This is a genomic window from Belnapia moabensis DSM 16746, from assembly GCF_000745835.1.
In the GTDB taxonomy this organism is placed as follows: Bacteria; Pseudomonadota; Alphaproteobacteria; order Acetobacterales; family Acetobacteraceae; genus Belnapia; species Belnapia moabensis.
Genome location: NZ_JQKB01000257.1, coordinates 1 through 1,850, shown reverse-complemented (window position 1 = coordinate 1,850; position 1,850 = coordinate 1). Strand labels below are relative to the sequence as shown.

Here is a 1,850-nt window from a genome sequence, read left to right as displayed (position 1 = left end):
CCGGGACCGGCTGGATGTGGGTGTCGCAACCGAATCCTATTGCCGATCAGCGGATTTCGCCATGCCCGTCACCTCCGGTGCATAATCCGGGCTAGCCGCCGCCCTCGATAAGACACGCCGCACCGTGGTTGCGGTCCAGCGGCCACCAGCAGCCGAGGGCACCGCGAATGGATCTTGTACGAAAATGATCTTACGTCGGTTGCCGCCAAGACAACAAACTGCTGACCCGTTAGGCGGCAACTGCCACATTGAGGCCGTTGACGAAGGCGGTGAGCCTTTCGCAGCCAGCTATAAGGCTTGCCTCGGCTGTGCCGAGCGAAAGGCGGACATGGCCCGCAACGCAATCACCAAAGGCGGCTCCGTCAAGAACCGCCACTCCGACCTCGTGATAAAGACGGCGCGCGAATTCGGCCGAGTTCATGCCGGTACCTGACACATCCACGAGCACGAACATGCCTGCCTCAGGCTTCCTGCAGAGAAGACCTTTGGCTTGTGACAGGACGCCAAGCGCTACGTCGCGTCGAGATCGGAAGGTTGCGCACATGGACATTGCGTATTCGTCGTAGTGTGCGAGTGCTGCTAAAGCCCCGGCTTGGACGAAGCCTGGCAGTCCGTGATGCATGCAGGACGCGAGACTGGCCATAGCCAACGCGGCTTCATGCGGAGCGATCGCCCAACCCATGCGCCATCCGGTCATCGCGTGGGACTTTGAGAGGCTGCCAACCGTCACCGTGCGCTCAGCCATATCTGACGCTGCAGCGATACAGACGTGCTTGGCGTCGTAGGTGAGGGAACTATACACCTCATCCGAGATCACCCAGAGGTCAAGATCCTTGGCTAGGCTCGCTAGTTCCCGCATCTCGTCAGTCCGCAGCACGGCGCCAGTCGGATTGCAGGGGTTGGCAAGGAGAACGCCACGTGTGCGTTCGGTCGTAGCGGCTCTCATAGCATCGATGTTGAACCGCAGGCTGCCGGGAGTCGCGGCAGTGGAGATTGGTCGTGCACCGGACGCTCGCACGGTTGCTGCGTAGGTGAGATAGGCTGGCTGAGGAACCAGCACTTCGTCCCCTGGCGAAAACAGCGCCAAGCAAGACGAGAAAACGGCGTTCTGTGCGCCACTTCCCACGATGACTTGGGAAGCTTGGGTCGGAATGCCCGTCCTTGCGTCATGTAACTCAGCAATTGCGCGCCTCAGCTCGGGGCGCCCAGCAAATTCTGTATAGTGGGTGTCACCCCGGCGTAGTGCAGACACGGCCGCCTCGACCACGGGAGACATGGTGTCGAGGTCTGGATCACCGATGGTTAGCAGGATGACATCCTCACCACGAGCCAACGCCGCGAGCGCTTCGAAGTGCAGCCCGCAGGACGAACCGGGTCGGGCCGCGAATTCTTCGGCTAGTGAAGAGAGGCGCATAAGGGCGAGGCCTGTAGTGTCGCCATCGTTTTGTGGCAGCAAGCTTGGCAGATTCTTGACGCAGGTGAAAAATCTTACGCCGGCATGAAGCATTGAAGGGTTCATTGGTTGAAACCAATTACGGTGCGGTGCCGCACGACAAGGCCGGACGGATCGCCTGAGCCAAGCGCGAGGGCTGGCGCAGCACCCGCGCCGAGCTGTTGGACCGCCATAGTGCCCAGGCTCGCTCTGGAGCGAGTATCAAGATGGTGGAGGTTGCAGACCTTCTCGGCGATGGCGCCGTAGCCCTCGTGTGCCGCACCCCGCGATTCTGGTGACTGAAGCCCGTCCACGAAGAACTGCTGCATTTTGAATGCGTTGCGGCAGGACATTGATGGAGACAGCGGAGCTTCTGCCATGTGGACGGCAGCGGACCGAGAGCGGTACGGGCGCGAGG

2 protein-coding genes are annotated in these 1,850 nt (G+C 61.1%); both read right to left on the bottom strand.

Features of this window, described 5'->3' with window-relative positions:
• Positions 1 to 229 precede the first annotated feature (229 nt).
• A complete protein-coding gene (locus EP26_RS30705) occupies positions 230 to 1,507 on the bottom strand; it encodes a pyridoxal phosphate-dependent aminotransferase (RefSeq protein WP_211259645.1) in 1,278 nt (425 codons plus the stop codon).
• Positions 1,508 to 1,515: 8 nt separating this feature from the next.
• Positions 1,516 to 1,850: hypothetical protein (locus EP26_RS36010; protein ID WP_211259643.1), on the bottom strand; the 335-nt coding region annotated here is incomplete at its 5' end.